This window comes from Streptomyces sp. MMG1533 (assembly GCF_001279775.1).
In the GTDB taxonomy this organism is placed as follows: Bacteria; Actinomycetota; Actinomycetes; order Streptomycetales; family Streptomycetaceae; genus Streptomyces.
Genome location: NZ_LGDG01000259.1, coordinates 1 through 23,272, shown reverse-complemented (window position 1 = coordinate 23,272; position 23,272 = coordinate 1). Strand labels below are relative to the sequence as shown.

The following is a 23,272-nucleotide window of genomic DNA, read 5'->3' as shown; positions in this document are numbered from 1 at the left end:
AGAAATGTCCACCACCCTCTCCCGCGTCCGCGCCGCCTACGCCCGCATCGAGGCCGTGGACCGCCCCGAGATCTGGATCGACCTGCGCCCGCGGGAGGAGGTCGAGCGGGAGGCCCGCGCGGTCGACGAGCGGGTGTCCGGCGGTGAGCGACTCCCGCTCGCCGGGCGCCTGTTCGCCGCCAAGGGCAACATCGACGTGGCCGGACTGCCCACGACGGCAGGCTGCCCGTCGTATGCCTACGCCCCCCACGCAGACGCTCCGGTCGTCGCCCGCCTGCGCGCGGCGGGGGCGATCGTGCTGGGCACCACGAACCTGGACCAGTTCGCGACGGGCCTGGTCGGCACCCGCTCCCCGCACGGCGCCGTCCGCAACGCCCACGATCCGGCCCGGATCAGCGGCGGCTCCAGCTCGGGTTCCGCTGTCGCCGTGGCCCTGGGCATCGTCGACTTCGCGCTCGGCACCGACACCGCGGGCTCGGGCCGGGTCCCGGCCGCCTTCAACGGCATCGTCGGCCTCAAGCCCACCCGGGGCCTGGTCCCGACGGCGGGCGTCGTCCCGGCCTGCGCGTCGCTCGACTGCGTGACGGTCTTCGCCCGCACGCTCCCGGAGGCCGAGCAGGCGCTGGCGCACATGGCGTCCCCGCCCGACCGCGACCTTCCCCCGCTCCCCCAGCGCACGCCGGGCCCGTGGCGGATCGCGGTTCCGGCGCGGGACCAGCTCGGCGAACTGGACGAAGGCTGGGCCGAGGCGTACGAGGCCTCGGTGGCACAGCTCGTCGAGGCGGGCGTGTCGACGCGGGAGATCGACCTCGGCCCGTTCACCGAGGCCGCCGCGATGCTCTACCAGGGCGCGTTCGTCGCCGAGCGATACACGGCCGTAGGGGGCTTTGTCGACAAGGCGATGTCCGAGGGTGACCCGTCCCTCGACCCCACCGTCGCCGGCATCATCACCCGCGCCCGCGACATCCCTGCCCACCAGCTCTACGCCGACACCGACCGCCTGGCCGCCCTGCGCACCCGTGCCCTCGCCGAACTCGCCGACGCGGACGCCCTGCTGCTGCCCACCACCCCCGGCCATCCCACCCTCGCCGAGGTGGCCGCCGACCCGCTGGGCGCCAACGCGCGCCTGGGCCGGTTCACCAACTCCACGAACCTCTTCGACCTGGCGGCGGTCGCCGCCCCCGCCGGTGAGGTGAACGGCCTGCCCTTCGGCGTGATGCTGATCGGCCCGGCCTTCACGGACGAACGCCTCGCCCGCATCGCCGGCCTGCTCCGGCCGCAGACGCGCCTCGCGGTGGCCGGCGCACACCTTTCGGGCCAGCCGCTCAACCCGCAACTCCTGTCCCTGGGCGCCCGTCTCGACCGTACGACCACGACCGCACCCGTGTACCGCCTGCACGCGCTCGCGACCGAACCGCCGAAGCCCGGCCTCGTCCACGTCGGCGAGGGCGGCGCCGCGATCGAGACGGAGGTGTGGCGCCTCCCCGCGGAGGGCCTCGGCGGACTCCTGGCGGCCCTCCCCCGTCCGATGACACTGGGCAGCGTGGAACTCGCGGACGGCAGCCGGGTCCCGGGCTTCCTGTGCGAGCCGGGCGCTCTCGTCGCGGATGCCGAGGACATCACCTCGTACGGCGGCTGGCGGGCGTATCTGAGCCGCTGAAGCCGGTCGACTCCGAGCGAGGGGGCAGTCTCCCCTTCGGCCCCTCGGCGGCCGAAGTCAGTCGACGTCGAGTACGGCCTTCCTCGGCACCCTCGGCACCCTCGGCACCCTCGGCCCGAGGAGGGGCCTCGTACGCCTCCCCGACCCGCTGCCACGGCCCGCGCCACCCCACCTCGGCCGACAAGCCGCACCTCAACGAGCAGTCGGAGCAGAACGGCGATGTTCGGTGCCGGACCGCTCCGCATCCCCGAAGGAGCCGATGGTGCGTGCCGGGCCCGGCGCGAAGAGCGAACCGGGCGGCAAGACCGCGGGCTCGCCGGACGCCCAGCCGACGCTCTGGAGGTTCCCACCCGGCGCCGGCGGCCCGTAGGCGGCGAGGAGCCCGGGCCCGCCGACGGTGTCGAGTACGAGGTCGACCGGCCCGGACACCCCGTCGAGCCCGGCGACCACCTGGCCGGCACCCGGTTCGCGCAGCCCCTAGCCGCGCTCGGGCGTGCCGACCGAAGCGAACACCAACGCCCCGGCAGGTGCGGCGAGTTGCGCCGCGTGCCGGCCCACCCCGCCGGACGCCCCGGTGACCAGCACGAGCGGGCGCAGGCGATCGGCGAGGGCATCGAGACCGGGCCCCGCCACCGGGCATGGGAACAGAACCGCTCCCGGGCCTGGGCCTGGGCGCCTTCCTCGATGCGCCGGCCGATCCGGCCACGCGCAATGTCGCGCTCTTCTCGCCCCATGAACAGGCCTGCGCGGCCGATCGGTTCACCGATCCGCTGTACCTGCCCCGGCACCGGCACGACTCGGGCCTGCTCGCCACGGCCCGGGTCCGGGACGCCGAGGCCGGTGCCCACGTCCTGCCGGGCGCCTTCGACGCGGACCTCGTCCGTCTCCTCTGCCCGGACAGCAGGGCCGTGGCCAGGTCCCGGACCGTCTCCATGAGGCGGTCCGGGACCTGGCCACGGCCCTGCTGTCCGGAGCTCAGCCCACCGACGAGTAGGCGACCACCCCGCGCAGCAGCTCGTCGACCGCCTTGCGCGCGTTCTTCGCCACCGTCGAGCCCTGCCCGCCGGAGACGGGCGCCGCCGCCGAGATCTGGCCGAGCACGTCGATGACCTGCTTGCACCACCGAACGAAGTCGCCCGCCGGCATCTCCGCCTCGCGCAGCACCTCGTCGAGGCCCTTGCCGGACGCCCACATGTACGCGGCCCAGGCGAAGCCGAGGTCCGGCTCGCGCTGGCCCACGCCCTCGGTCTGGGTGATCCGGAAGTCCTCCTCCAGGGCGTCCAGGCGGCCCCAGATCCGCACCATCTCGCCGAGCGCGGCCTTCGCCTTGCCCGAGGGCACCTTGGGCGCCATGGCGTCGTCGGCCATCCGGGACTCGTACACCAACGCCGAGACGCAGGCGGCCAGTTCGGCCGGGGCGAGGCCCTCCCACACGCCGGCCCGCAGACATTCACTGGCCAGCAGGTCGAGTTCGCCGTACAGCCGGGCCAGCCGCTTGCCGTGCTCGGTGACCTCGTCGCCGCGCAGGTAGTCCAGCTCGGTCAACAGCGCGACGATCCGGTCGAAGGTACGGGCGATCGTGTTCGTACGCCCCTCGATACGGCGCTCCAGCTGCGAGGTGTCGCGCAGCAGCCGGTGGTAGCGCTCGGCCCAACGGGCGTGGTCCTCACGGTCGTTGCAGCCGTGGCAGGGGTGCGCGCGAAGGGCCGTGCGCAGCCGGGCGATCTCCCGGTCGTCGGCGGCCTGGGACCGCTTCTTGCGGGCCCGCTCCGGCGGAATGTGCCCGGCCTTGGTGCGCAGCGCGGAGGCGAGGTCCCGACGGGACTGCGGGGAGCGCGGGTTGAAGGACTTCGGGATCCGCATCCGCTCCAACGCCTCGACGGGCACCGGGAAGTCCATCGACGCGAGCCGCTTGACCTGCCGCTCGGCGGTCAGCACCAGTGGGCGCGGACCGTCGTGCTGCTCGAAGCCTCGGTGGCCGTTCGACCGCCCGGCCGGCAGCCCCGGGTCCAGCACCAGGGCCAGGCCCGCGTACTTGCCCGTCGGGACGTGAATGACATCCCCGGGCTTGAGCTTCTCCAGCGCGACGGCCGCCTCGGCGCGCCGCTGGTTGACACCCTGCCGGGCCAGCTCGGTCTCACGGTCCTTGAGTTCGCGGCGCAGCTGCGCGTACTCCTCGAAGTCCCCGAGGTGACAGGTCATGGACTCCTTGTAGCCGTCCAGCCCCTCCTCGTTGCGCTGTACCTGCCGCGAGATCCCGACGACCGACTTGTCGGCCTGGAACTGCGCGAAGGACGTCTCCAGCAGCTCGCGCGAGCGGTGCCGGCCGAACTGCTCGACCAGGTTGACCGCCATGTTGTACGACGGCTTGAAGCTGGAGCGCAGCGGATACGTGCGCGTGCCGGCCAGCCCCGCCAGGTGGTCGGGGCTCGTGCCGCGCTGCCACAGCACGACCGCGTGCCCCTCCACGTCGATGCCGCGCCGACCGGCACGACCGGTCAGCTGGGTGTACTCGCCGGGGGTGATGTCGGCGTGCTGCTCGCCGTTCCACTTGACGAGCTTCTCCAACACCACCGACCGCGCGGGCATGTTGATGCCCAGCGCGAGCGTCTCGGTCGCGAACACCGCCTTGACCAGGCCGCGTACGAAGAGCTCCTCGACGACCTCCTTGAACGTCGGCAGCATGCCCGCGTGATGGGCCGCGATGCCGCGCTCCAGGCCCTCCAGCCACTCGTAGTAACCGAGGACGTGCAGGTCCTCGGTCGGGATGGAGGCCGTGCGCTCCTCGACCAGGGCGCGCACCCTCCCCCGCGCCTCGTCGTCGTTCAGCCGAAGGCCCGCGTGCAGGCACTGCTGGACGGCGGCCTCGCAGGCAGCGCGGCTGAAGATGAAGGTGATGGCGGGCAGCAGGCCCTCGGCGTCGAGGCGTTCGATGACCTCGGGCCGGCTCGGCGTCCAGACGCGGGAGCGCTGCCGGCGCTCCCGCTCACGGTCGGCCTCCCGCATCGCACGGCCGCGCCTGCGGTCCTGGTACGAGGGCCGGCTGGCCTCCATGCGGGCCAGCCGCGTGAGGTCGGGGTTGACGGCCTTCTTGTGCCCTTCGCCCTCCTCGAACAGGTCGTACATCCGCCGCCCGGCGAGCACGTGCTGGAACAGCGGGACGGGACGGTGCTCGGAGACGATCACCTCGGTGTCGCCGCGGACGGTGTCGAGCCAGTCGCCGAACTCCTCGGCGTTCGACACGGTGGCCGACAGCGAGACGAGGGTGACCGACTCCGGGAGGTGAATGATCACTTCCTCCCATACGGCCCCGCGGAAGCGGTCGGAGAGGTAGTGCACCTCGTCCATGACCACGTATCCGAGACCGAGGAGGGTCTGCGAGCCCGCGTACAGCATGTTCCGCAGCACCTCGGTGGTCATCACGACCACCGGGGCGTCCGAGTTGACGCTGTTGTCGCCGGTGAGCAGACCGACCTTGTCCGCGCCGTAACGGCGGCACAGGTCGGCGTACTTCTGGTTCGACAGCGCCTTGATGGGTGTCGTGTAGAAGCACTTCTTGCCCTGCTGGAGGGCGAGGTGGACGGCGAACTCGCCGACGATCGTCTTGCCCGAGCCGGTGGGCGCGGCCACCAGGACGCCCTTTCCCGCTTCGAGCGCCTGACAGGACTCGATCTGGAAGGGGTCGAGGCCGAAGTCGTACATCTCGCGGAAGCCGGCGAGCGCGGTGGCCTGCTCGACAGCGCGCCTACGTGCTGCCGCATACCGCTCGGCCGGTGAGAGGTCCTCTGTCATCGTGCTTTCGAGACTACCGGGCCCCACTGACAACAGGACGATCATTATCCGGATCCGATGACGATAAACATCGAATCCCCGCAGCTCACGGCCCTACGATCCGTACGGCAGCCGGTACACAGCGCGCGGTCAGCGGCAGCGGCCCGAGCGCCTCCCCGTCCGCGTACCCCGTGATCCCTTCGGCGGCGATCTCGACCTTGGCCGCCCGCAACACCGTGACCTTGGAATGCTCGACGTGCCGGCCCCGGTACACCGTCGGAAACACCCTGAGCAGCGTCGCACGACTGCAGTCCCCGACCACCGTGATGTCGAACAGCCCGTCGGTGAGGTCGGCGCCCGGACAGATCCGCATGCCGCCGCCGTACGACGACCCGTTGCCGACGGCCACGAGGGTCGCCTCGACCTCCCGTACGTCACCGTCGTCGAGTGTGATCCGGTACCGGAAGGGCTTGAACGCGGCGAGTTCGGCGAGCATCGCCAGGTCGTACTTGAGACGCCCCGCGGGCCATCGCATGCGGTTGCCGCGGTCGTTGACCCGGGAGTCGAAGCCGGAGGCGAGGACCGTGCCGAACCAGCGGCCGTCCACCTGACCGAGGTCGACCTCGTGCATCCGGGCGCCCTTGAGGGCGTCGGCGATCAGGCGGCCCGCGGCGGCGGGGTCGCGCACGGGCAGGCCGAGGGCGCGGGCGAAGTCGTTGCCGGTACCGACGGCGACCAGGCCCAAGGGGGTGCGGGTGCCGGCGACAGCCTGGAGGGCCAGGTTCGCCATGCCGTCGCCGCCGACGGCGATCAGGGCGGCGGTGCCCTCGGCGACGGCGGCACGCGCGCGCGTGAGGGCGTCCTCGGCGTTCGCACCCAGGACCGTACGCACGGAGAAACCGGCCGCCCGCAAAGCGGAAGCGGCCGGCTGCGCCGCGTGGGCGCCCCGGCCGCGCCCCGCGGTGGGGTTGACGAAGAGGGTGATCTCGCTGGTCACGCCCCCGGACGTTACAAGGGCGGCCCGCACGATCAGGTCACGTCGTCATAACCGTTGACCCGGTCGGTGCTCGCCTGCTCGGGCAGCGCCCGGCTGGCCGAGACGGTCTCCACCTCGCCGACGTCCTCGGGCGTGAGGTCGAGCTCGGATGCCTCGTCGTCGGCGGGGCCCAGCTCGTCGCGGCGGCGCCTGCGCCGGTCGTTGACCAGGGAGAAGGCGACCGCGCCGAAGTACAGCACCCAGATCGGTCCGGCGAGCGCCAGCATCGTCAGCGGGTCGGTGCTGGGCGTGGCGACGGCCGCGAACACCGTGATGCCCATGATCATGCCGCGCCACCAGCCGAGCATCCGCTTGCCGGTGATCGCCCCGGTGAGGTTGAGGAAGACCAGCAGCAGGGGCAGCTCGAAGGAGAGACCGAAGACGAGCACCATGCGGATGACGAGATCGAGCAGGTCGTCCAGCGGCAGCAGGTTGGAAGCGTCGGCCGGCGTGAACTCGAGCAGCACCTTCGCCGTGGTGGGCAGCACCGTGTAGGCGAAGTAGGCGCCGCCGAGGAACAGCGGGACACCCGTGCCGACGAACGCGTAGGCGTACTTCTTCTCGTGCCGGTGCAGGCCGGGCGCGACGAACGCCCACAGCTGGTAGAGCCACACCGGCGAGGCCAGGACCACACCGGCCATCAGCGACACCTTCAACGCAAGGGTGAAGGGGGTGAGCAGACCGTTGATGGTGATCTGCGCACACGGCTCACTGGACTTCGACTTCGCCAGTTGTTCGAAGCTCTGCTCACAGCCGACCGAGTCCAGGATCGGCCTGGTGATCAGATTGATGATGTCGTTGTAGAAGAAGGCGGCGACGACCGTGACCGCGACGATGGCCAGCATCGCCTTCGCGAGCCGGTTGCGAAGCTCACGAAGGTGCTCCGCGAGGGGCATCCGCCCCTCGGGATCCTTCTCCTCTTGGCGGGCAGACTTCAGCAACCCACGTTCCCATCTCGTGCGGCGGGCCGGAGGTCACCGGCCCTGCGTCAGCGCTTGGTCGTGTCCGTCGGCTCGGTCACCGGGCGCGAGCTCGTCACGTCGCCGGGAGCGGCCTGGATGGTGCGCTGGACGGGGGGCTGCTGGTCGTCGTGCGGCGGGGCCGCGGCAGCGGACGCGTTGTCCTGACCCTCGGACTTCATCGCCTTGGCCTCGCTCTTGAGGATCCGCGCGGACTTGCCGAGCGAGCGCGCCATGTCCGGAAGCTTCTTGGCGCCGAACAGCAGGATGATGACGACGAGGATGAGAATGATCTCGGGGGCGCCGAGCCTTCCGAACATAAGTCTTTACCTTCTCACCGAGGCGGCTGGAGTGGGGTGCTGTTCGACCGGTCGGACATGTGTCCGACCGATCGTGCTGACAGCGATCGTAACGCTCAGGGGTAAACGCCTGGCAATCCCTGTGCGTACTCCCGGTCCGCGGTTCGGGCCTCGTTCTCCGGACCGCGACATGCAGCGTACCTGCCGGAACCACCAAGTTGACAGGGCGAAGTGGTCCAAAGCGCATCACACCCGGAACTCACAGGAGACGCTCTGGACGACTCACAGCGAGTCGACAGAGCGGGCCGCGCTCATGGAGGCACGCTCCAGTTCCTCCGCGGCGCGGTTGATGCGCCGCGCCGAGTCCGTGACCTGCCTGCCCAGACGCTGCGCCTCCAGGAAGACGCGTACGGCGAGCACACCGAGAACGGCGAGACCCAGGAAACCCACAGCTACCGCGAACATCGGCCAGAACATGCGGCCGAGCCTAGAGGGTGGAGTGGAGTCGCAAGGTCCTGACCCCACCGCCGGTCAGCAGCTCGACGATCCGCTCGCCCGCCGGCTTGCGGACGGCCGATCCGCAGTCGGGGCAGGTGAAGGAGTAGAAGGTGGTGCGGCTGCTGGCGCCGATGGCCAGGCGCAGAGCGCTCGCGGCGAGCTCGAAGCGCCCCCGGCAGTCCGGGCAGCCGGCCCTGAACGTCACCGGGGTCACACTCCTCATTCCGGCGAACGCGGCGGCCACCGTCACGCCCGAGCCAACCGTCATTTCCGCGCCAGACGTCGACGACTCGCTCAAAGCTCCTGCTCCCGCCTGTCGTACTGATCGTCGTGAACCGCGTGCGCGCCGGGTGCCTCGACCCCGTCGTACGCCGCCAGCGCCTCGCGGGCCGCCTCGCGGGCGCTGTCGGCGAGGTCGCGCGGCGAGACGATCCGGCCGTCGCGTCCGAGCCGCAGCGCCAGCCGCCTCAGGGACGCGGGCTCCGGGGTGCGCAGAGTGATACGCAGCCCGCCGTCCGGAAGCTCATCCGCACTGTCGTGCGGGTAGTACTCGGCGACCCAGCGCCCACCGGGACCGACCTCGACGACGACCTCCGGGTCCTCGGCGGCGGGCTGCACCAGCCCCTCGGACAGGTCGCGCAGCTCGACCTCGGGCGGCGCGGACGGTTCGTCGAGGATCTTGATCTCGGCGACCCGGTCGAGCCGGAAGGTGCGGCGCGCCTCGGAGCGGCGGCACCAGGCCTCGACGTAGGTGTGGCCGACGCTGACCAGGCGGATCGGGTCGATCTCACGCTCGGTGACCTCGTCGCGGGCGGGCGAGTAGTAGCGGATCCACAGTCGGCGCCGCTCGGAGATGGCCCGGTCGACGTCCGCGAAGACGCCGCCCTCCGACTCGAAGGTCACGGACAGCCGGGAGCTGGCCCCCGCCTGCTCGCCGGCCGCGGTCTCCACCTTGGCGGTGGCCCGCAGCAGCGCCTGCCGGTCACTCTCGCGCAGGCCGGGCAGCGTGGACACGGCGCGGGCGGCGACCAGCAGCGCGGTGGCCTCGTCGGCGGCGAGCCTCAGCGGCTCGGCGACGTCATCGGGGTTGTGCCACCAGATGCGCTCGCCGTCGGTGTCGATGTCGAGCAGATCGCCGCCGCGGAAGCTGGTGCCGCACATGGGCAGCACGTCGAGGTCGGAGACCAGCTCGTCCTCGGTGATCCCGAAGGCCCGGGCGACGTCCTCGACCCGGGCGCCGGGGCGCTCCCTCAGATAGGTCACCAGGGAGAGCATCCGCCGGGTCTGGTCGATGGCGTTCGTGGGCCTGGCCGGTTTTCCCACCACTTTCTTACGTCCCCCTCAGCCCTTGGCCACGGCACGCAGCCGGTCCACCACGTCGGCCCGCAGCTCTGCGGGCTCCAGGACCACCACGTCCGGCCCGAACTCCACCAGCCAGGCGTCCAGCCCGTGGCCGTACGGAATCTCCAACTCGTCCCAGCCGTCTCCCAGTTCCCGCACCGACACGGCCTTCGCCCGCAGGGGGTAGCCCGCCCCGGAGCGCAGCCGGATCAGCGCGGACCGGTCGGCGGTCTCGCCGGCCCAGCTCGCGACGGTCTCCCGAACGGTCACGACGTCGGGCACCGGGGCGGTGAACCGGGCGCCGCGGGTGCGCACCTTGCCGGTGATCCGGGACAGCCGGAACACCCGCTCGGCACTCCGGTCGCGGTCCCAGCCCGCCAGGTACCAGTGGCCGCGCCAGCACTCCAGCGCCCATGGCTCGACGTGCCGGGGCTCGGGGTGGGCGGCGGTGGCCTTGCGGTAGTCGAAGACGACGGGGCGGCGGTCGCGGCAGGCCAGCATCAGCGGCTCGAACGCGGCCTCGTGCACCGGGATGCGCGGCTCGAGGGCGCCATGGGCCTCGTACGGGTCGAAGTCCTCGGGGAGTCCCGCGGCGCGCAGTTTCTGCAGGGCACCGCTGGCCGCGCCGGCGAGCCGGGCCTGCTGCCACACCTTGGCGGCCAGCCCCAGGGCGGCGGCCTCCTCGGCGTCCAGGGTGACGGGCGGGAGGCGGTTGCTGTCGCGGCGGGCCAGGTAGCCGATCTCACCGTCCAGGTTCTCGACGGTCTCGATGACCAGGCCGAGTTCGCGCAGATCGTCCTTGTCCCGCTCGAACATGCGGTTGAAGGAGTCGTCCGACCCGGCTTCCAGGTAGGCCTCGATGGACTCACGCAGTTCGCGCTTGCTGAGCGGCCGCCGCGTCCCGAGCAGACACAGCGCCAGGTTCATCAGTCGCTCGGCCTTGGCAATGGCCATCGACGCCCTTCGCCTCCCTATGGTGCTTACGGACGATGACCGTACCGCCCCGCAGTGGCGCGGCAAAAGCCGAGGGCCCATGCCCGGACAGGCATGGGCCCCAGGTGATCGAGACCGGTCGTACGACGATCAGACCCCGAGGAGGTCGACCACGAAGATCAGGGTCTCGCCGGGCTTGATCGCCGGGGTCGGGCTCTGGTTGCCGTAGGCGAGGTGGGCGGGGATGGTCAGCTGGCGGCGGCCGCCGACCTTCATGCCCTGCACGCCCTGGTCCCAGCCCTTGATGACCCGGCCGCCGCCCAGCGGGAAGCGGAACGGAGTACCGCGGTTCCAGCTGGCGTCGAACTCCTCGCCGGTGCTGAAGGCAACGCCGACGTAGTGGACGGTGACGGTGTGGCCCGCCTGCGCCACCTCGCCGTCGCCCTCCCAGATGTCCTTGATCTCCAGGTCCGCCGGGGGCTCGCCGCCCGGGAAGTCGATCTCGGGCTTGTCGATGCTCACGTCTCTAGCTCCTGCTTGTGTACGGAAAGGCAACGGACACAGTCTTGCATCTCAAGGGGGTCACATCTTCGCGAGGATGTCGACCGAGAACACCAGCGTGGAGTCCTTCTTGATGTCGCTGCCGGCCGGCGGGCTGTCGCCGTAGCCCAGGTCCGGCGGGACGACGATGAGGACCCGGCTGCCCACCTTCTTGCCGGTGAGCCCCTGCGACCAGCCCTTGACGACCTGCTGGAGCGAGAACGACGTCAGGGCCTTTCGGCTGTACGTCGAGTCGAACTCCTTGCCGGAATCCCACAGGACACCCTTGTACTGCACGAGCACGGTGTTCTCGGCGGCGACCTCGTCGCCGTCGCCCTCGATGACGTAGTTCGCGACCAGCTTCTTCGGCGCGTCGGACTTGGGGACCTCGATGGAGGGGGCCTTGCCGTCGGTGTTGGTGCCGACCTTGGGCAGGTCCACGTTGTCCTGGGCGACCTGGGTGCCCTTGGCGGAGCTCTTCGCGTTGAACGTCTCGAGCAGGTCGACGACGAAGACCAGCGTGTCGGTGCCCTTGATGCCGCCCTCCGCGTAGCCCTCCTTGCCGTACCCCCAGGTGGGCGGCACCGAGAACTGCACGCGGCTGCCGGTCTTCTTGCCGGTCAGGGCATACCGCCAGCCGTCGATGATGCTGCTCGTGGCGAGCTGGATGAGCAGCGGTGTCTTGCGGTCGTACGAGTTGTCGAAGACCTTCGCCGTGTCCCAGATCTGACCGAGGTAGTTCGCCTGGATGTAGTCGTTCTCGGCGACCGTGGTGCCGTTGCCCGCGGTGATGGTCTTCACCGCGAGGTTCTTGGAGGGGTCGCCGCTGCCCTTGGCGACCGTCGGCTTCTCACCGAACTTCGTGCCCGCGGTGATCGCCGGAAGGGGCCCGTCGACGATCTTCGGCGCCGGGACGGACGCCGAGGCCGACGCCGAGGGCGACGCGCTGCCGCTCGCCTCGTCGCTGGAGCCTGAGTCGTCGTCGCCGCATCCGGCGAGCGTGACCAGTCCTGTCGGGACGGCGATGAGGAGTGAGCGTCGGCGCACGGTGGGGGCCTCGTAATCGGTCGATCTTGTTGATGGCGTGCGCGCAACTCTACGGCGTGAGAAGGGCGCCGTACGTGAAACGTACGGCGCCCGTGTTGCGTTCCGGAAGTTCCTCCGGAACGGGTTGCTCACATTCCCGCGATCAGCTTCTCCACCCGGTCGTCCACGGAACGGAACGGGTCCTTGCACAACACCGTGCGCTGCGCCTGGTCGTTGAGCTTGAGGTGGACCCAGTCGACCGTGAAGTCACGGCGCTGTTCCTGCGCCCGCCGGATGAAGTCGCCGCGCAGTCGCGCGCGAGTGGTCTGCGGCGGAACCGACTTGCCCTCGAAGATCTTCAAGTCGTTGCAGATCCGGGCGGCTTGGCCCTTCTTCTCCAGCAGGTAGTACAGGCCACGACGGCGGTGGATGTCGTGGTAGGCGAGGTCTATCTGCGCGACCCGCGGGTGGGACATGGTCATGTTGTGCTTGGCCCGGTACCGCTCGATGAGCTTGTACTTCATGACCCAGTCGATCTCGGTGCCGATCCGGTCGAGGTCCTCGGCCTCGATCGCGTCGAGCGTACGGCCCCACAGCTCCAGGACCTGCTCCACGGTGCCGGTGCGGATGCCGCGGCGCTCGCAGAAGTCCACGGCCTTCTCGTAGTACTCGCGCTGCACCTCCAGGGCGGAGGCCTCGCGGCCGCTGGCCAGGCGGACCTTGCGGCGGCCGGTGATGTCGTGGCTGACCTCGCGGATCGCCCGGATCGGGTTCTCCAGGGTGAGGTCGCGCATCACGGTGCCCGCCTCGATCATGCGCAGCACCAGGTCGGTGGCACCGACCTTGAGCAGCATGGTCGTCTCGGACATGTTGGAGTCACCCACGATGACGTGCAGGCGACGGTAGCGCTCGGCGTCGGCGTGCGGTTCGTCGCGGGTGTTGATGATCGGCCGGGAGCGGGTCGTCGCCGAGGAGACGCCCTCCCAGATGTGCTCGGCCCGCTGGCTGACGCAGTACACCGCGCCACGCGGGGTCTGCAGCACCTTGCCGGCGCCGCAGAGAAGCTGCCTCGTGACGAGGAACGGAATGAGAATGTCCGCGAGCCGGGAGAACTCGCCGTGCCGGGCCACCAGATAGTTCTCGTGGCAGCCGTAGGAGTTACCGGCCGAGTCGGTGTTGTTCTTGAAGAGGTAGACGTCGCCCGCGATTCCTTCCTCGTGCAGGCGTCGTTCGGCGTCCACCAGGAGTCCTTCGAGAATGCGCTCGCCTGCTTTGTCGTGGGTGACCAGTTCGGTCACGTTGTCACATTCGGGTGTCGCGTATTCCGGATGTGACCCGACGTCGAGATAGAGGCGGGCACCGTTCCGCAGAAAGACATTGCTGCTGCGGCCCCATGACACGACACGGCGGAAGAGGTACCGCGCCACCTCGTCGGGAGACAGGCGGCGCTGTCCCCTGAACGTACACGTGACGCCGTACTCGTTCTCCAGCCCGAAAATGCGGCGGTCCATGAGTGAACATTACGCCCGATCCCCCGAGCTGAAACGGGGTTCGACAGCACGGTTTGGATCATTTTCCGATGAAGACGCAACCACCGCACTCCCGGCGGAAGCTGCGAGGACCCGCCCGGTGGCCAGCAGAACGAGCAGCGACACGCCCCCCGCGGCGCCCGGTACGGCGAAGCCCCACAGGGCCCCGCCCGCCTCGACCACCGGGCCCGCGAGGCCCGTTCCGACGGACGCGCCCACGGTGAACGTCGTCACGAGCCAGGAGAACGCCTCGGTGACCGTCCCACGCGGGGCGTGCCGGTCGACGAGCACGAACGCACAGGCGATGGCGGGCGCCAGGAAGACGCCGGCGAGGACCGTCAGCAACGTCATGGCGACCGGGCCCGGCATCAGCGTCAGCGGCAGGTAACAGACCGCCAGAAGCGCCACCAGGGCCTGCAGTCGCCGGGCCGGTTCGCCGGTCCACCGCCGCGCCCCGTAGAAGAGGCCGCCGATGAGCGCACCCAGCCCCACGCCCGCCATCAGCCAGCCGTACACCGCGTCACCGCCGTTGTCGTCCGCGTACGGCACGGAGGCGACGGTGATGGAGCCGAGCGCGATGCCGACGAAGAGGAACGCGCCGAGGAGCGCGCGGAGTCCGGGCGACCTGAGCGCGCCGAGCCAGTGCGCCTCGCGCGGCGCCGAGCGCCACGCGCGCGAGGGCGGCGACGCGACCACGGAGAGGGCACCCAGCACACCGACGACGTTCAGGACGAGCAGCGCGGCCTGCTCCGACCACAGCGACACGCACAGGGTCACCAGCAACGGTCCGACGGCGAACATGATTTCCTGCGCGACCGCGTCCATGGCGTACGCCGTGTGCACCTGGTCCTCCTTGCGGAGGACACTCGGCCACAGTGCCCGCAGGCCGCCCTCCAGGGGCGGCGTGAAGAGCCCGGCGGCCGCCACGGTGGCGTAGGCGAGCGGGAGCGGATCGGTGCCCGCGAAGGCGAAGGCTGCCATCGCGAGGGCCGACAGCAGCGCGGCGGGCAGCTGGACGCGCGGCTGGCCGTGGAGGTCGACGAGGCGGCCGAGCACCGGCTGGCCCACGGCGTTGGCCACGCCGTACGCGGCCGCGAGTCCGCCGGCCAGGGTGTAGGTGCCGCCCTCGGCGCGCACGAACAGCACGATCGCGATCGCGGCGGTGGCGTTCGGCAACCGTCCCACCAGCGTGCCGGCGAGCAGCCGGACGGCGTGCCTCGCCCTGAGGATCTCCAGGTATCCCGCGGCCATGTCCCACCCTTTGCTCGCCCGGTGCGTCGGTGACGCGTGAGGTTTTACGTATAACGTCCTCTGTCATACGTACCATGTGCGCTGTTCACGCGTCCAGACGACAGGGAGTGCGCCTCCGGGCGCGCGCCCGGAGGCGCACGACCAGACGAAAGGAGCAGGCAGCCGGTGGCACGAGGCAGCACCCGCCCCACCAGCCGTGACGTCGCCCAGGCCGCCGGCGTCTCCCAGGCCGCGGTCTCCCTGGTCCTCGGCGACAAGTGGCGCGGGCGGGTGTCGGAGACGACGGCCGAGCGCGTCCGGGAGGCCGCGCGCGAGCTGGGCTACCGGCCCAATCTGGCCGCCCGCAACCTGCGCCTGGGCCACACCCGCACCGTGCTCCTGGTGGTCCCCGCGCTGACGACCGAGTTCTTCGCGGGCGTCTACACGGGCGCGGCCCGGGTCGCCGCCGACCACGGCTTCGGCGTGGTCCTGTACCCCTCCCCCGAGGGCATCGGGCCCGCCCGGGACCCCTTCGCCTCGGCGCAGGCCGCCCTGGACGGCGTCATCGCCTCCTCCATGGCCGCCGACGCCCTCTCCGCGATCCGCGGCGACCAGCTGCCGCTGGTGATGCTGGACAGCGACCCTTCGGGAAGCCTCGGCGTGGCCACGGTCAACCTGGACATCACCGACGGCGTACGGCAGGTCGCCGAACACCTGCTCGGCCTGGGGCACCGCCGCTTCCTGCACCTGGCGGCCAACGTGCCGTCCTGGACCTTCGAGGTACGCGCCCGCGAGCTGGCCGCACGGGTCGGCGCAGTGCCCGGCACCTCGGTCCGCACGGCCCATGCGCCGATCTCCATCGAGGGTGCCGTGGCCGCCGCCGAGGCCGCGCTGTCGGCCCCCGGCCCGCGACCGACCGCGCTGGTCTGCGACGACGACAAGCTCGCCGCCGGCGCCTACAAGGCGCTGCGCCGCCTCGGCCTGCGCGTTCCCGACGACGTGTCCGTCACCGGGCTGGACGACCTCGCCCTGGCCACGGCCATCGATCCCGAGCTGACGACCGTACGGCTGGACGCCGAGCTGTTCGGGGAGCGCGGCATGCTGGCCCTGCTGGCGGTCCTGGAGGGCCGTACGCCCGAGGCGGGGGACATTCCCGTCGAGCTGATCGTGCGGGGCTCCACGGCACCTCCGAGCGCCTCCTGAAGCGCCTGTGCCCCGGCCGATGGGTCGGCCGGGGCACTTCAGGAGCGAGGTTGGCTACTTCTCGTCGGGTTCCTCGGCGCTCTCCGCCTCGGTGGTCGCTCCGCCGGCCTCCAGCAGCCGGGCGAGCTGGCGGCCGACGATGCGCTTGAACTTGCGCTTCTGCGGCCGCGTACGGTCCAGCACCGCGACCTCCAGGCGCTCGGCGGGGATCTCCCGCTCGCTGCCGTTGGTGTCGCGGGACAGGGCCTGGACGGCCAGCTTGAGAGCCTCGGCGAGGCTCATGCCGTCCTGGTGACGCTGGTCCAGATAGCTGCTGATCGTCTCGGCGTTGCCGCCGACCGCGACCGAGCCGTGCTCGTCCACGATCGATCCGTCGTGCGGCAGGCGGTAGATCTGGTCGCCCTCGGGCGTCTCCCCGACCTCGGCGACGACCAGCTCCACCTCGTACGGCTTCTCGGCCGCGGACGAGAAGATCGTGCCCAGGGTCTGTGCGTAGACGTTGGCCAGGCCGCGGGCGGTCACGTCGTCACGGTCGTAGGTGTAGCCCCGCAGGTCGGCGTAGCGGACGCCGCCGATGCGGAGGTTCTCGTACTCGTTGTACTTGCCGGCGGCCGCGAAGCCGATCCGGTCGTAGATCTCGCTGAACTTGTGCAGCGCGCGGGACGGGTTCTCGCCGACGAAGACGATGCCGTCGGCGTACTGCAGCACGACCAGGCTGCGGCCACGGGCGATGCCCTTGCGGGCGTACTCCGCCCGGTCGGCCATGGCCTGCTGGGGTGAGACATAGAACGGCGTCGACACCGGTTATCCGTCCCTCTCTTCTGGGTTCCGTCGAATTCCCTGGATCACCTTGGTAAGAAACCGGGCCCGCCGGCTAGAGCAGCGCGGCGCGCGGGCCGTCGGGCTGCTCCAGGCGCCGCTCCAGGATCGAGCGGGCGATCTCGGAGGACTCGTCCTCGCCGAGACGGCGGAAGCCGTCCTCGGTGATCACGGTGACGATCGGGTAGATCCGGCGGGCGACATCGGGACCGCCGGTCGCCGAGTCGTCGTCTGCCGCGTCGTAGAGGGCCTGCACCACGAGCATCGTGGCCTCGGCCTCGGTCAGGCCGTCATGGAAGAACTTCTTCATGGCGCCGCGGGCGAAGATCGAGCCGGAGCCCGTCGCCGCGAAGTTGTGCTCCTCGGAGCGGCCGCCGGTGACGTCGTAGGAGAAGATGCGGCCCCTGCCACGGTCCACGTCGTACCCGGCGAAGAGCGGGACCACGGCCAGGCCCTGCATGGCCATGCCGAGGTTGGAACGGATCATGGTCGACAGGCGGTTCGCCTTGCCCTCCAGGGAGAGCTGCGCGCCCTCGACCTTCTCGAAGTGCTCCAGCTCCAGCTGGAAGAGCTTGACCATCTCGACCGCGAGACCGGCGGTGCCGGCGATGCCGACGGCCGAGTACTCGTCGGCCGGGAAGACCTTCTCGATGTCGCGCTGTGCGATGACGTTGCCCATGGTGGCGCGTCGGTCACCGGCGAGCACGACACCGCCGGGGAACGTCACGGCCACGATCGTGGTGCCGTGCGGCGCCTCGATCACGCCCTGGGTGGGCGGGAGCTGCCGGTTGCCCGGGAGGATCTCCGGCTGGTGTTCGGACAGGAAGTCCATGAAGGAGGACGAGCCGGGCGTCAGGAAGGCAGCCGGCAGACGCCCGGTGCTACGAGGGTTGGCTTCCACGCGATTCCTTCCACGTAAGGCGGCGGCCCGCCCGGGACGGCCGAGCCGATCATCAAATCTGTGCACGGACCATACCCGTGCCGACGCCGGTCATCCGTCCCGGCGACGACCTGCTGTGCGCGGGCCGACTCCGGGACGGACAACTGGCTTTACTGACCGCCCTTTTGCACGAAGGAACGCACGAAGTCCTCTGCGTTCTCCTCGAGCACGTCGTCGATCTCGTCCAGTACCGAGTCGACGTCGTCGCTCAGCTTCTCCTGGCGCTCCTTGAGGTCTTCGGATGCCTGCGCCTCGGGCGCCTCCTCGACCTCCTCGGTGTTGCGCGTCGCCTTCTGCTGTCCGCCGCCGGTGTCCTTGGTCGCCATAACCCTCACCCCGCTCGGTTCGACGTTCTTGATCAGACCCTACAAGCAGGGTCCGACATCGGCCCCGCAGTTCCCTCAACGTCCGGGGACCACCTCGATGATTCCCGAACGCCGGGGATTCCACCCTGTGGGACCGAGTCGGCCCCGAGTACCCCTCAGCTGCCCGACAGCACCCTGACCAGGTCTTCGGCCGTCCGGCAACGGTCCAGGAGCTCCTTGACGTGATTTCGCGTTCCGCGAAGCGGTTCGAGGGTTGGAACGCGCTGGAGCGAGTCCCTGCCCGGCAGATCGAAGATCACGGAGTCCCAGGAAGCCGCGGCGACGTCGTCGGCGTACTGCTCCAGGCACCGTCCGCGGAAGTACGCGCGTGTGTCCTCCGGCGGCTTCGTACGGGCCCGCTCGACCTCGTTCTCGTCCAGCAGGCGCTTCATCCGGCCGCGGGCCGCCAGACGGTTGTAGAGGCCCTTCTCGGGGCGCACGTCGGCGTACTGGAGGTCGACCAGGTGCAGCCGGGCGGCGTCCCAGTCGAGGTCGTCGCGGCGCCGGTAGCCCTCCATGAGCTCCCGCTTGGCGACCCAGTCCAGCTCGCCGGCCAGGCTCATCGGGTCGTTCTCCAGCCGGTTGAGGGTGTCCTCCCAGCGGGCCAGGACGTCCTTGGTCTGCTCGTCGGCGTCCGCGCCGTACCGCTCTTCCACGTACTTGCGCGACAGCTCGAAGTACTCCATCTGCAACTGCACCGCGGTGAGTGTCCGGCCGCTGCGGAGTGTGACCAGTCGCTTGAGTGTCGGGTCGTGGGAGACCTGGTGGAGGGTGCGGACGGGCTGGTCCACCGCCAGGTCGACGGCGATGAAGCCGTCCTCGATCATGGACAGGACGAGCGCCGTCGTGCCCAGCTTCAGATAGGTCGAGATCTCCGAGAGATTCGCGTCGCCGATGATCACGTGCAGGCGGCGGTACTTCTCGGCGTCGGCGTGCGGCTCGTCGCGGGTGTTGATGATGGGGCGCTTGAGGGTGGTCTCCAGGCCCACCTCGACCTCGAAGTAGTCGGCCCGCTGGCTGAGCTGGAAGCCGTGCTCGTGGCCGTCCTGGCCGATGCCGACGCGGCCCGCACCGGTGACGACCTGGCGGGAGACGAAGAACGGCGTCAGGTGGCGCACGATGTCCGAGAAGGCGGTTTCCCGCTTCATCAGGTAGTTCTCGTGCGTGCCGTAGGACGCGCCCTTGTTGTCGGTGTTGTTCTTGTAGAGGTGGATCGGCTGGGCGCCGGGGAGCTGGGCCGCCCGCTCCGCCGCCTCCGCCATGATGCGCTCGCCGGCCTTGTCCCAGAGGACGGCGTCGCGCGGGTTGGTGACCTCGGGGGCGCTGTACTCGGGGTGTGCGTGGTCGACGTAGAGCCGCGCGCCGTTGGTGAGGATCACGTTGGCCAGGCCGATGTCCTCGTCGGTGAGCTGGCTGGAGTCGGCGGCCTCGCGGGCGAGGTCGAAGCCTCGCGCGTCCCGCAGCGGGTTCTCCTCCTCGAAGTCCCAGCGGGCTCGCCTGGCCCGGTGCATCGCCGCCGCGTAGGCGTTGACGATCTGGGACGAGGTGAGCATGGCATTGGCGTTGGGGTGACCGGGGACGGAGATCCCGTACTCCGTCTCGATGCCCATTACTCGCCGTACGGTCATGCGGCCCTCCTTGCCCGGCGGCGTCCTCGGTCGGGGACGCCGCTCAAGTACCGCTGGCGCTCCGATGCGTGTGCGGTGCCCGTCCCCGCACTGCGCGACTCGGCGGTACCGAAGAGCCTAGAACGCCTCTGCGCTGGTGGGGAGATCATTTGCGTCATTGCCTTGCTCCAGCCGTCCCGAAAAACAGTCGGCTGCGGGTACCCGGTGAGGGCACCCGCAGCCGCCCTGTGTTTTACAGGTACTGACCGGTGTTCGCCACCGTGTCGATAGAGCGCCCGGTGTCCGCACCCTGCTTTCCGGTGATGAGGGTGCGGATGTAAACGATCCGCTCGCCCTTCTTGCCGGAGATGCGGGCCCAGTCGTCCGGGTTGGTGGTGTTGGGCAGGTCCTCGTTCTCCTTGAACTCGTCCACGCATGCCTGGAGGAGGTGGGAGACCCTGAGGCCCTTCTGGTTGTGCTCCAGGAAGTCCTTGATCGCCATCTTCTTGGCGCGGCCCACGATGTTCTCGATCATGGCGCCGGAATTGAAGTCCTTGAAATAGAGGACTTCCTTGTCGCCATTGGCATAGGTGACTTCCAGGAAGCGGTTTTCCTCGGATTCCGCGTACATGTGTTCCACGGCCGTCTGGATCATGCTTCCGACGGTGGTGGCCTTGCTGCCGCCGTGCTCGCCGACGTCGTCGGAGTGCAGCGGGAGGCGCTCGGTGAGGTACTTGCCGAAGATGTCCTTGGCCGCCTCGGCGTCCGGACGCTCGATCTTGATCTTCACGTCCAGCCGGCCGGGCCGCAGGATGGCGGGGTCGATCATGTCCTCGCGGTTGGAGGCGCCGATCACGACCACGTTCTGCAGGCCCTCCACGCCGTCGATCTCGGCGAGCAGCTGCGGGACGATGGTGTTCTCCACGTCCGAGCTGACGCCCGATCCACGAGTGCGGAAGAGCGATTCCATCTCGTCGAAGAAGACGATGACGGGGGTGCCCTCGCTGGCCTTCTCACGAGCGCGCTGGAAGACGAGGCGGATCTGCCGCTCGGTCTCACCGACGTACTTGTTCAGGAGCTCGGGACCCTTGATGTTGAGGAAGAAGCTCTTGCCCTGGGCCTGGCCGGTGACCTCGGCGACCTTCTTGGCCAGCGAGTTGGCGACGGCCTTGGCGATGAGCGTCTTGCCGCATCCGGGGGGCCCGTACAGCAGGACGCCCTTGGGCGGCCGCAGTTCGTGCTCCTTGAACAGGTCGGGGTAGAGGTACGGGAGCTCGACCGCGTCGCGGATCATCTCGATCTGGCCGCCCAGACCGCCGATCTGCTCGTAGCCGATGTCCGGGACCTCTTCGAGGACGAGCTCCTCGACCTCGCTCTTCGGTACGACCTCGTAGACGTAGCCGGAGCGGGGCTCGAGCAGCAGGGCGTCGCCGGGGCGGATGGTGATGTCCAGCAGCGGCTCGGCGAGCCGTACCACCCGCTCCTCGTCGGTGTGCCCCACCACGAGGGCACGCTCGCCGTCCTCCAGGATCTCCTTGAGGGTGACGATGTCGCCGACGCTCTCGTACTCCATGGCCTCGACCACGTTGAGAGCCTCGTTGAGCATCACTTCCTGGCCGCGCCGGAGCTCTTCGAGTTCCACGCTCGGGCTGACGTTCACCCGCAGCTTGCGGCCGCCGGTGAAGATGTCCGCCGTGCCGTCCTCATTCGCCGTGAGGAAGACACCGAAGCCAGCCGGCGGCTGCGCGAGCCGGTCGACTTCCTCCTTGAGGGCCACGATCTGGTCGCGGGCCTCACGGAGCGTGTTGGCGAGTCTCTCGTTCTGGGCGGACACGCCGGCCAGGTTGGTCTGCAGCTCGACGATCCGCTCTTCGAGAATCCTCGTGTGTCGCGGAGAGTCGGCGAGCTTACGTCGCAGGACGGCGATCTCCTGCTCAAGGTAGGCAACCTGCCCGGCAGGGTCCTCGGACCCTCGTCCCGGGCGGATGCCGCGGTTCATGTCGTCGTCGTGGGCTGCCACGGTCCTCACCTCCTCCAAGGGGAGCTGGACGCTTCCAGACCCTACCTGGGTGGGTGTCGATTGAAACCCCTAGATCACAAAGACTGTCGGGGTGTGTCCGATCTTCACCCTTGCGCTCTCCCTCACGCCAGGGGAATACCCACCGAACATGATTGGAAAGCTGCCGGAGGTAGGGTCGAAGCGTTCAACACCCGTCAGAGCTGGCCGGATTCCCGTTCGGCTCGACGCAGAAACGGCAGGAGACATGAGCGTGCAGCAGGAGGCAGGGGCCGGCAGCGAGGATCTGGAGGTCTGGATCGACCAGGATCTCTGTACCGGCGACGGCATCTGCGCCCAGTACGCGCCCGAGGTGTTCGAGCTGGACATCGACGGTCTGGCCTATGTCAAGAGCCCCGGCGACGAGTTGCTTCAGGACAAGGGCGCCACAACGCCCGTACCGCTGCCGCTTCTCACGGATGTGGTCGACTCGGCGAAGGAGTGTCCGGGCGACTGCATCCACGTCCGTCGCGTTTCGGACAAGGTCGAGATCTACGGCCCGGACGCCGAGTGATCTTGCCGCTACCCGCCGTTACTACTGTCTGATTTCTCACACGCGCCGGTTGCGCGGTTCACACGGTCCGCGTTCCGCCGGGTGTCGAGCGGATGAACGCGCCATTTTTCCACTGCCACTTCGCGCTGTCCTTCACGTCGGGGCAGCAACTGGGCACGTCGGCGGACGAGTAGCCGAGGAGTGTCGCGAGCACGGCTTGGCCCCGGAGGGCGAAGTCGGTCACGGTGAGGCGGTCCTTGGGGGCGACCAGGGTGGCCACCACCCGCGGCTTGCCGGTCTCCGCGGTCCGGGTGAGCACGTACACGCCGTCGGGCGGGGTTCCCATCGCCGCGTCGCAGTGCACCACGACCACCGTCTCCGGCCTGCCGTCGCCGTCGAGGTCCCCGGAAGCCTGCTTCTGCACGAGCTCCTTGACCGGACCGCACTCGATCGGGAAGTCGACGCCCGCGGGATCGGGGGGCGCGGTGACGGCCGGGGCACCCTTGGTCTCCGGGCCGGCCGCCTGGGCCGCCGTGGCCGGGTTGGGCTGCAGGATCGAGGAGAGGGCCACGACTCCGGCGACCGCCGTCGCGGTGGCGACCCAGTGGATCGGACGGGTGTGGGTGTGTGCCAGTTCCGGGACGGCGGATTGCTGCACTAGGAGTGTCTCCCGTGAGGGCTGTGCCGGTGGGGGTGGCCTGCATGGTGCCACACGTCACAGGGCGACGGAACGGCGGGGTGCGTACTCGTTCGGGTTTCGGTACAGCGGATTCTGGTGCCGTGCCGCGTCAACAGAGAGGCGCCGTGGCCGAGTTCCCGGGATCTGCGGGAACTCGGCCACGGCGCCTGCACGTTGACTGCGGGACAGGCCCTAGAAGGTCGATGAAGATCTTGGTGAGGGGCTGTCCGGCCGTCAGGCCGGACAGCCCCTCCGGTCATGCACCGGCGGGTGCGAGGTGCCAGGTGC

General features: G+C 70.0%; 22 protein-coding genes. 3 read left to right on the top strand and 19 right to left on the bottom strand.

Going from position 1 to position 23,272, the window contains the following annotated elements; all coding sequences use genetic code 11:
* Window positions 1-4: 4 nt before the first annotated feature.
* The gene (gene atzF / locus ADK57_RS38210; RefSeq protein WP_053754294.1) at window positions 5-1,660 is read left to right on the top strand and encodes an allophanate hydrolase; all 1,656 of its coding nucleotides are present in this window, start codon (window positions 5-7) and stop codon (window positions 1,658-1,660) included.
* Window positions 1,661-1,852: 192 nt separating this feature from the next.
* Here atzF and ADK57_RS49460 read toward each other — a convergent pair whose 3' ends face one another.
* The 13 genes from ADK57_RS49460 to ADK57_RS38145 all read right to left on the bottom strand — a co-directional run bounded on the left by ADK57_RS49460 (window position 1,853) and on the right by ADK57_RS38145 (window position 14,843).
* A complete protein-coding gene (locus ADK57_RS49460) occupies window positions 1,853-2,110 on the bottom strand; it encodes a hypothetical protein (RefSeq protein WP_053754293.1) in 258 nt (85 codons plus the stop codon).
* Window positions 2,111-2,635: 525 nt separating this feature from the next.
* Complete coding sequence (locus ADK57_RS38200; RefSeq protein WP_053754292.1) at window positions 2,636-5,497, bottom strand: DEAD/DEAH box helicase; 2,862 nt, start codon at window positions 5,495-5,497, stop codon at window positions 2,636-2,638.
* A 40-nt stretch (window positions 5,498-5,537) separates the two neighbouring features.
* A complete protein-coding gene (locus ADK57_RS38195) occupies window positions 5,538-6,428 on the bottom strand; it encodes a diacylglycerol kinase (protein ID WP_053754291.1) in 891 nt (296 codons plus the stop codon).
* A gap of 32 nt (window positions 6,429-6,460) precedes the next feature.
* Entirely contained in the window at window positions 6,461-7,408 is a 948-nt protein-coding gene (tatC, locus tag ADK57_RS38190; protein ID WP_199830772.1) for a twin-arginine translocase subunit TatC, read from the bottom strand.
* A 47-nt stretch (window positions 7,409-7,455) separates the two neighbouring features.
* Window positions 7,456-7,746: a Sec-independent protein translocase subunit TatA gene (tatA, locus tag ADK57_RS38185; RefSeq protein WP_053754289.1), complete on the bottom strand. Its 291-nt coding sequence runs from the start codon at window positions 7,744-7,746 to the stop codon at window positions 7,456-7,458.
* A gap of 261 nt (window positions 7,747-8,007) precedes the next feature.
* Window positions 8,008-8,202, bottom strand: coding sequence for a hypothetical protein (locus tag ADK57_RS38180; RefSeq protein WP_030038388.1), 195 nt, complete (start codon window positions 8,200-8,202; stop codon window positions 8,008-8,010).
* Window positions 8,203-8,212: 10 nt separating this feature from the next.
* Window positions 8,213-8,521: a hypothetical protein gene (locus ADK57_RS38175; protein WP_420711958.1), complete on the bottom strand. Its 309-nt coding sequence runs from the start codon at window positions 8,519-8,521 to the stop codon at window positions 8,213-8,215.
* A complete protein-coding gene (locus tag ADK57_RS38170; protein ID WP_053754287.1) occupies window positions 8,518-9,549 on the bottom strand; it encodes a helix-turn-helix transcriptional regulator in 1,032 nt (343 codons plus the stop codon). Before ADK57_RS38170 ends, ADK57_RS38175 begins: the two co-directional genes overlap by 4 nt.
* Window positions 9,550-9,564: 15 nt before the next feature.
* The gene (locus ADK57_RS38165) at window positions 9,565-10,518 is read right to left on the bottom strand and encodes a helix-turn-helix transcriptional regulator (RefSeq protein WP_053754286.1); all 954 of its coding nucleotides are present in this window, start codon (window positions 10,516-10,518) and stop codon (window positions 9,565-9,567) included.
* A gap of 129 nt (window positions 10,519-10,647) precedes the next feature.
* Complete coding sequence (locus ADK57_RS38160; protein ID WP_053754285.1) at window positions 10,648-11,019, bottom strand: FKBP-type peptidyl-prolyl cis-trans isomerase; 372 nt, start codon at window positions 11,017-11,019, stop codon at window positions 10,648-10,650.
* A 60-nt stretch (window positions 11,020-11,079) separates the two neighbouring features.
* The gene (locus ADK57_RS38155) at window positions 11,080-12,084 is read right to left on the bottom strand and encodes an FKBP-type peptidyl-prolyl cis-trans isomerase (RefSeq protein ID WP_053754284.1); all 1,005 of its coding nucleotides are present in this window, start codon (window positions 12,082-12,084) and stop codon (window positions 11,080-11,082) included.
* Window positions 12,085-12,212: 128 nt separating this feature from the next.
* Window positions 12,213-13,574, bottom strand: a complete 1,362-nt coding sequence (pafA, locus tag ADK57_RS38150; protein WP_028801611.1) for a Pup--protein ligase — start codon at window positions 13,572-13,574, stop codon at window positions 12,213-12,215.
* Between the two features lie 9 nt (window positions 13,575-13,583).
* Window positions 13,584-14,843 carry an MFS transporter gene (locus tag ADK57_RS38145; protein ID WP_053754283.1) on the bottom strand — a complete coding sequence of 420 codons (1,260 nt, stop codon included), beginning with the start codon at window positions 14,841-14,843 and terminating at the stop codon, window positions 13,584-13,586.
* Window positions 14,844-15,008: 165 nt separating this feature from the next.
* On the opposite strand from ADK57_RS38145, the gene ADK57_RS38140 reads away from it, so the two are divergent.
* Window positions 15,009-16,025, top strand: coding sequence for a LacI family DNA-binding transcriptional regulator (locus ADK57_RS38140; RefSeq protein WP_053754282.1), 1,017 nt, complete (start codon window positions 15,009-15,011; stop codon window positions 16,023-16,025).
* 54 nt (window positions 16,026-16,079) lie between these two features.
* On the opposite strand, the gene prcA is transcribed toward ADK57_RS38140, so the two are convergent.
* The 5 genes from prcA to arc form a co-directional block, all read right to left on the bottom strand.
* Window positions 16,080-16,826, bottom strand: coding sequence for a proteasome subunit alpha (gene prcA / locus ADK57_RS38135; RefSeq protein ID WP_053754281.1), 747 nt, complete (start codon window positions 16,824-16,826; stop codon window positions 16,080-16,082).
* A gap of 73 nt (window positions 16,827-16,899) precedes the next feature.
* Window positions 16,900-17,745 carry a proteasome subunit beta gene (gene prcB, locus ADK57_RS38130; RefSeq protein WP_053754280.1) on the bottom strand — a complete coding sequence of 282 codons (846 nt, stop codon included), beginning with the start codon at window positions 17,743-17,745 and terminating at the stop codon, window positions 16,900-16,902.
* Between the two features lie 149 nt (window positions 17,746-17,894).
* Window positions 17,895-18,110, bottom strand: a complete 216-nt coding sequence (locus tag ADK57_RS38125) for a ubiquitin-like protein Pup (RefSeq protein WP_030038375.1) — start codon at window positions 18,108-18,110, stop codon at window positions 17,895-17,897.
* Window positions 18,111-18,265: 155 nt separating this feature from the next.
* Complete coding sequence (gene dop, locus ADK57_RS38120; RefSeq protein WP_420711957.1) at window positions 18,266-19,777, bottom strand: depupylase/deamidase Dop; 1,512 nt, start codon at window positions 19,775-19,777, stop codon at window positions 18,266-18,268.
* Window positions 19,778-20,009: 232 nt separating this feature from the next.
* Complete coding sequence (gene arc / locus ADK57_RS38115) at window positions 20,010-21,776, bottom strand: proteasome ATPase (protein WP_053754278.1); 1,767 nt, start codon at window positions 21,774-21,776, stop codon at window positions 20,010-20,012.
* 244 nt (window positions 21,777-22,020) lie between these two features.
* Here arc and ADK57_RS38110 point away from each other — a divergent pair, with 244 nt between their 5' ends.
* Window positions 22,021-22,326, top strand: coding sequence for a ferredoxin (locus tag ADK57_RS38110; protein WP_053754277.1), 306 nt, complete (start codon window positions 22,021-22,023; stop codon window positions 22,324-22,326).
* A gap of 58 nt (window positions 22,327-22,384) precedes the next feature.
* Here ADK57_RS38110 and ADK57_RS38105 read toward each other — a convergent pair whose 3' ends face one another.
* Window positions 22,385-22,963 (bottom strand): hypothetical protein, encoded by a 579-nt coding sequence (locus ADK57_RS38105; protein WP_053754276.1) that lies wholly within the window; start codon window positions 22,961-22,963, stop codon window positions 22,385-22,387.
* Window positions 22,964-23,272 lie beyond the last annotated feature (309 nt).

Excerpts from the sequence above, each read along its gene's own strand:
- tatA (WP_053754289.1), bottom strand. The coding sequence starts at position 7,746 with ATGTTCGGAAGGCTCGGCGCCCCCGAGATCATTCTCATCCTCGTCGTC.
- ADK57_RS38110 (WP_053754277.1), top strand. The coding sequence starts at position 22,021 with ATGAGCGTGCAGCAGGAGGCAGGGGCCGGCAGCGAGGATCTGGAGGTC.
- ADK57_RS38200 (WP_053754292.1), bottom strand. The coding sequence starts at position 5,497 with ATGATCGTCCTGTTGTCAGTGGGGCCCGGTAGTCTCGAAAGCACGATG.
- ADK57_RS38145 (WP_053754283.1), bottom strand. The coding sequence starts at position 14,843 with ATGGCCGCGGGATACCTGGAGATCCTCAGGGCGAGGCACGCCGTCCGG.
- dop (WP_420711957.1), bottom strand. The coding sequence starts at position 19,777 with ATGACCGTACGGCGAGTAATGGGCATCGAGACGGAGTACGGGATCTCC.
- ADK57_RS38125 (WP_030038375.1), bottom strand. The coding sequence starts at position 18,110 with ATGGCGACCAAGGACACCGGCGGCGGACAGCAGAAGGCGACGCGCAAC.
- atzF (WP_053754294.1), top strand. The coding sequence starts at position 5 with ATGTCCACCACCCTCTCCCGCGTCCGCGCCGCCTACGCCCGCATCGAG.
- ADK57_RS38165 (WP_053754286.1), bottom strand. The coding sequence starts at position 10,518 with ATGGCCATTGCCAAGGCCGAGCGACTGATGAACCTGGCGCTGTGTCTG.
- ADK57_RS38180 (WP_030038388.1), bottom strand. The coding sequence starts at position 8,202 with ATGTTCTGGCCGATGTTCGCGGTAGCTGTGGGTTTCCTGGGTCTCGCC.
- pafA (WP_028801611.1), bottom strand. The coding sequence starts at position 13,574 with ATGGACCGCCGCATTTTCGGGCTGGAGAACGAGTACGGCGTCACGTGT.